Source organism: Acidobacteriota bacterium, assembly GCA_009838525.1.
Taxonomy (GTDB): Bacteria; Acidobacteriota; Vicinamibacteria; order Vicinamibacterales; family UBA8438; genus VXRJ01.
In genome coordinates this window covers 1-5,873 of record VXRJ01000021.1, presented here as the reverse complement: position 1 = coordinate 5,873, position 5,873 = coordinate 1, and the positions used below count along the sequence as shown (strand labels likewise).

At 70.5% G+C, this 5,873-nt stretch carries 6 protein-coding genes; all 6 read left to right on the top strand.

Annotated features, from left to right (window positions below; translation table 11 throughout):
- The coding region (locus F4Y45_10760) for a hypothetical protein (protein ID MXY24988.1) at positions 1-771 on the top strand (771 nt) is incomplete at its 5' end.
- A gap of 150 nt (positions 772-921) precedes the next feature.
- Positions 922-2,646, top strand: coding sequence for a hypothetical protein (locus tag F4Y45_10755; GenBank protein MXY24987.1), 1,725 nt, complete (start codon positions 922-924; stop codon positions 2,644-2,646).
- Between the two features lie 42 nt (positions 2,647-2,688).
- Positions 2,689-2,898, top strand: coding sequence for a hypothetical protein (locus F4Y45_10750; protein MXY24986.1), 210 nt, complete (start codon positions 2,689-2,691; stop codon positions 2,896-2,898).
- 20 nt (positions 2,899-2,918) lie between these two features.
- Positions 2,919-3,644 carry a hypothetical protein gene (locus F4Y45_10745; GenBank protein MXY24985.1) on the top strand — a complete coding sequence of 242 codons (726 nt, stop codon included), beginning with the start codon at positions 2,919-2,921 and terminating at the stop codon, positions 3,642-3,644.
- A 33-nt stretch (positions 3,645-3,677) separates the two neighbouring features.
- Entirely contained in the window at positions 3,678-4,985 is a 1,308-nt protein-coding gene (locus F4Y45_10740; protein MXY24984.1) for a hypothetical protein, read from the top strand.
- 45 nt (positions 4,986-5,030) lie between these two features.
- Positions 5,031-5,255 (top strand): hypothetical protein, encoded by a 225-nt coding sequence (locus F4Y45_10735; protein ID MXY24983.1) that lies wholly within the window; start codon positions 5,031-5,033, stop codon positions 5,253-5,255.
- The last annotated feature ends 618 nt before the right edge of the window (positions 5,256-5,873 follow it).

Sequence of the window (5,873 nt, the reverse complement as noted above, 5' to 3'; positions counted from 1 at the left end):
ACCGGCAACTCGGCCTACGTCACGGTCCGCGCGACGCCGGTGGATACGACGCTGCGCTTCGACGCGACGCAGGACGACCTCGTCGGCACCGAGGGCCTGCCGTTCGCCGCGGTGACCCTGCCTGCCGCCGCTGGCGGCGTCGCGCCGCTCACCTACACGCTGACGCCGGCGCAGCCGGCGGGACTCACCTTAACGGCCGCGACGCGGACCCTCGCCGGCGCGCCGACGGAGGCCCTGGCCGAGACGACCTACACGCTGACAGTGACCGACTCGGCCTCGGCCGCGGCGACGGCGACGCTGACGTTCGCGCTCACCGTGAACGCGGCCGCGGTGCGCGGCCAGCCGACGCTCGCCTGGAACTGGGGGTTCACCTCCGGCTCGACTATCTGGCGCGGCGTCCTGGCCAGCTACACCGCGCCGGACGGATACAGCATCGCGGCCGGTCAGTCGTACCGGTTCCGCTACCGCTCGGGCGGAGGATCGTGGACGACCGTGCGGTCGTCGGCGACCTCCCGGTCGATTCGGTTCTCGACGGCCGATACCGCTCCGCTCGAGGCGGAGGTGAGCGTGCTGGTCAACAACGACTCGGACGCGCTGGACAGCGACTGGACGGAGTGGTCGGAGACGCTCGACATCACCAACGCGCCGGGATCCTCGTCGGAGGATTCGCCGATCCCCGTCTATATCACGCTCGACGGGGCGCCGGTCATGGCCGACGACAAACCACTGCGCACAATCGAGCCGCAACAGCAGGAGGAGGAGACGGAATGATCCACGCCATGATCCAGGCCCGGCAGACCCGCATCGTCGCGCTGCTCGCCGCGATCGCGTCGGCGCTATGGGGCTTTAGCGTCGGCGCCGAGCCGCCGGCCGAGCGCATGGACATCAGATACGTCGTGCTCGACGAGAGAGGCTACACACGTGCCGATCCCCGATAGCGGTTACTGGGACCTGTCGCGCGCCCAGACCCGGACGACCGAGTTTCCCGCCGACGCGCAGATCCTCGCCCTGCCGGCGACGGCCGGCGAGGCGCCGCTGAGCCGCGACTACTCGGCGGTCAAGGCCGACATCGTCGCCGGCGTCACACTGACCGGGCCGCCGCAGGTGCCGGAGTGGAGCTCGGGCTCGGCCTACCAGGCGGGCCAGATCGTGACCTATCACAACCGCGTCTGGCGCTGCGTCACGGACCTGGCGGCCTCGACCACGGTGCCGCCGTTCTCGACGCACTGGATGGCGGTAGGCGGCTGGTCGGGCGCCTGGGTCAACTCGCGGCACTACACGATCGGCGACTACGTCACGTACCAGGGCCAGTTCTACGTGGCCAGCCAGGACGTCGCGGCCGGGCTCGCCGCTCCGCCGAACAGCCCGAACCGCTGGGCGCACCTGGCGCCCGACCTGGCCGGCTTCCGCGGCGTCTGGGTGGCAGGCGGGCGCTACTACCGGGGCGACGTGGTGTGGCAGTCCGAGCACTTCTACGTCTGCGTGTCGGAGAGCGTGACCTCCAACATGGGCCCGGTCGCCGACATCACGAACTGGGACCCGCAGGGCATCTATCACGACAACTGGAGCTCGACCCGCCGCTACGCCGCGGGCGACATGGTCTCGCACGGCGCGGACGACGGGATCTGGATCTCGCCGATCGCGATCGCCAACAACCAGCCGGAGCCGGGCGCGGCGGGCTCGACCTGGCGGCGGGTTGACAACGACGAGATCGCAACCTGGGCGCACATCGGCGACTCGACCCGAATTCCGCGCGAGCGCCTGCAGCCGCCCACGGTCGGCCTGGCGGGCGAGCGGATCTCCCTGCGCTACGGGCTGGAGTCGGTCGAGCTGCCGCTCTCGCAGGTCGGCAGCGATCCCGACGCCGACCGCCCGGGCACGATGTCGGCGGCGCAGGTGCGCAAGCTGCAGAACCTGATCAAGATCACGCCGCGCGGCGCCTGGAACGGCAACCAGCGCGAGTACGCGGTCGGCGACCTGGTGCACCGCCAGTACGACAATCACGCGATCGTCGCCTACTCGCTGGCCGAGCACTCGTCGACCACGCAGAACGGGCCGACGGCCGCGGGCAACGCGACCTGGGCGACACTGCTGGCCGTGCCGCGTCCGGACTGGAACGCGGCGGCGGGCACGCCGGCGGCGATCCGCAACCAGCCGGCCGTGCCGGGCGCGATCAGTGAGCAGCTGCTGCTCTTCGACGGCGCGGGCATTCACGCGGGCCACGGCGGGACCTACTGGCACCGGACCAACCTGGTCGCCTCGTCAATCCCGGCCGGCTCCGAGGTCGCCTTCGAGTTCCCCTACACCTGGTCGCCCACCTCGCGCCTCTGGTCGCACTGGCCGGGCGCGCCGACCGAGATCGCGACCGAGTGGTGGCTGCGCGACGTGACGCAGGACGGCGTGACGATCGACCGGATCGCCGCGCCCGACTCCAGCTTCGTGGTCGGCGGCGGCGCCCACTACCACCCGTTCGGCTACATCGACACCTCGGCCTCGCCGCGGGCGATGGAGATTCGCGAGATCGCGCTGATCGTCGACGCGGCGGGCTACCTCTGCTTCTGCACGCGTCTCGACCCGCCGGTGGTCGGCGACCATCCGAACGCCGCCCGGGCGACCGGGATCCGGATGCTCTGGCGGTCGAGCTGAGCGGGATGCCCTCGATAAGATGCGTTAGCGAGGGGACGCGCGGTGGCCACGGACGACGACGACCGGATCGGCTGGGATCGCATGACGGACATCGCGGGCTCGCTGCCGAGCGGGCTGGACCAGCTGCTCAAGGCGCTGAACAATCCCGACGACCCGATGGACGGCGTCCGGCTGGCGGCGGAGATGAGCGCGTCCCTCGCGCAACTGCAGGAGGGCCTGGCCCAGGCCCTGCTCTACGGCCCGCCCACGTAACACCGGAATGGAGACGACCGATGACCGACGAGACCAACACCAAGCAACGCGACACGGCGCAGCGGATCAGCGCCGCGCTGACGGGCGCCGGATGGACGGCCGGCCGGCTGGTCCTGGAGCAGGCCGACGTCGGCTGCTTCGTGGTCCACGACCCGCCCCTGCGCGTCTCGGACACCCAGCACACGCTGGCCGAGTGGGCCTACTGGCCGGACCAGCGCGACTCCTACCTGGCCGCCCGCAAGGCGGTGGGCGACCTCGACCTCGGCGCGGACGGTCTGCTGATCTGGCCGGAGCGGACCGACTACTTCCCCGACGACTGGTCCGGACCGGAGAAGGGCGAGCACTACTACGGCGGCTCGATCGAGCTGGCCGAGTTTGAGCGGCGACTACGACCCGAGCTGGGCCGACCGGCCGCTGCCGGGAACGGAGCCGTCCGCATGAACGGCGCCGTTGAGATTCCCGCGGGCGGCGGCGTGATCGTCACGATCGAGTGCCGCGGCTGTCCGGACGCGCCCGACGACGACCTCCTGTACCGCATCGGTCAGGTCGGAGGCGGCATGTTCCAGCGCGTCGGCGCGAGCTGGAGCCTGACCATCGCGGGCCGCACCTGGCAGGTCTCGGCCGTCGACGCGCACGGCCAGCCGCCCGCGAAGCGCGTCCTCTACGACGTCGGCCGCAACCTGCCGCGCTGCATCGCCGAGCACGCCCAGACCACACCCGTCCAGCCGACTGACGAGCCGCGCTAACGCGCAATAGCACGCACCCGAAGGAGCAGCGCCATGATCTTCCGCACCATCGCGATCTCGACCCTGATCGCCGTGATCGTCGGCGTCGTCCTGGTCCGCCACGAGCGCGACCGGGTCAACGCCCTGCCGGTCCCAGCGCCGACGCTCGAGGAGGGCCGGCCGCTCTCCGAGTCGTTCCTGCTCAAGCGCATCCAGGTCGACATCGCCACCGCGCTCGCCCGGCAGATCGGCTGGTTCATCGGCTCGGAGGACGACGACTGGATCGACGACTGCCCGGTCAACGGCGACCACTGGACGCCGGACAAGCAGGTGGTCTGGTTCGGCAATCCCCACCGCCCCTGCCTGGGGATCTCGTTCTCCGAGCCGCGCTACACCGACGACACCCAGCTCGTCTACGGCCCGACCCGGCCGGTGACCGGCGCCCTCGACCCGCTCAGCTCGGAGGCCCAGCGGGTGACCAACAACTCGCCCGAGCCGGACACCCACCACGTCGAGAAGAAGTTCGACATCGCCCAGTCGGTCGAGTCCTCGTTCACGCAGGACATGAGCTTCGACGTCACCCTGCAGAACGAGACCTCGATCCAGGCGGGCTCGGCCGAGGCGGGCGGCAAGCTCGAGGACAAGCTAACCGCCACCTTCGGCTCGCACTTCGGCACCTCCAAGACGCGCACCGAGGCGCAGGCCACCGACCAGGAGGACACGATCGCCGACGACGTCACGATCGACGCCCACGGCGACGTGCTGCTCGAGTTCTCCAACGCGCCGGTCACGGTCCACGTGGCGTTCTCGGTCAACGGCTACTACGACTTCGCCGTCCGGCTGATCATCCCCGGCTGGTGGGACTGGGCCTACGGCGGCGACGACGGCCGCTACCGCAACGCGGCCTGGCGGCCCTGCTTCGCCACGCGCGAGAATCCCGGCTGGGCGAACGCCCTGCACGAGCGCGAGTACTGGGACGTTGCCGAGGGGGTCGGCGCGACCACCTACATCGACTTCGCCTCGCTGGCCGACGTGCTCGACGTCTGGTGGGGCGTCTCGACCGACTGGCCGCTCTTGAACCGCGACCACGGCTGCGTTCCCGCCTGGTGGGACGACCCGGCGACGCACGCCAACCTGACCGCGATCGAGGACCCCGAGCGCCGCAAGATCGTGCTCGCCGGCACGCAGACGCGGACCTCCAAGACGGCCACCACGATGACGATCACCTCGCTCGCCAGCTGCGACGACCCGGAGGCGATCCTCGACCAGGCGCGGCACGGCCAGGACTGGCACGACGACTGCCCGAGCGCCGAGCAGCGGGGCACGTCCGAGTCCCACCGCACCCCCAAGAAAACCCGATAGGATGCAATTCGACGCATCCGCCGCGACCGACCGAAGGAGCAAGACATGATCCGCAAGCACCACGTCGACCTGACCGCGATGGCCCTGGCCCTAGCCGCCGCCCTCGAAGCCGCCGTCGAGGTCGTCGGCGGACAGGACCTGACCTGGAACGTGATCGCGCTGGCCAGCGCGTTCGCCGTGACCACGTTCGTCAACAACTACGAGCGGGTGGAGGCCGGCGACGACAACACGACCGAGGTCACCGAGGCGACCGACGCCCCGAGTGCCTAGGTTCCAACGCGTGCTCGACGACCCGCGCCTCGGCGTCGACGGACTCAGGCTCCTCTGACCATGACGACCATCGGAAGCACGGCCGCGTTCGACGCCCTGCGGTTCGCCGAGGACGTCCAGCGCTACCGGAAGCGCATGGGCCTCAGCCTGCGCGACTTCGTCCGCGACCGCGAGGTGGGCTTCAACACCGTGGCCCGGGTCGAGAACTGCCCCAGTCGTGCTGCGGGATCAGCATCGGTTCGCGCTCGACCCGCTCGCGCAACTGGGCCAACGTGAGGGGCGTGGTGGTCCCACCGCGGCGATCGCGGAGAATCGACACATCGCGATTCAGGAAGTCCCGCAACGCCGTCTCCTCACGCTCCCACATCTCAAACCGCGCCGGCCAAACGCGCAGCAGGTGGGCGAAGCCGGTCTGGCCCATCTTGACGCAACCGCCGCCGCAGTTCGCGTGCGGGAAGCCCATCTCGTAGAGCCGCTGCTTCGGCAGTCCCGCCGCCTCGACCATGCGATGCACGTCCGCCTTGCTGAGTGCGAAGTCGATCAGCGGGGCGACGACGGGATGTTCGAAGCGCGCCTGCATCCGCTCGAAGCGGGCGACCTCAGTCCAGTCGAGGCCGA

Coding starts and splice junctions, on each gene's coding strand:
- F4Y45_10745 (MXY24985.1), top strand. CDS start 2,919: ATGACCGACGAGACCAACACCAAGCAACGCGACACGGCGCAGCGGATC.
- F4Y45_10740 (MXY24984.1), top strand. CDS start 3,678: ATGATCTTCCGCACCATCGCGATCTCGACCCTGATCGCCGTGATCGTC.
- F4Y45_10735 (MXY24983.1), top strand. CDS start 5,031: ATGATCCGCAAGCACCACGTCGACCTGACCGCGATGGCCCTGGCCCTA.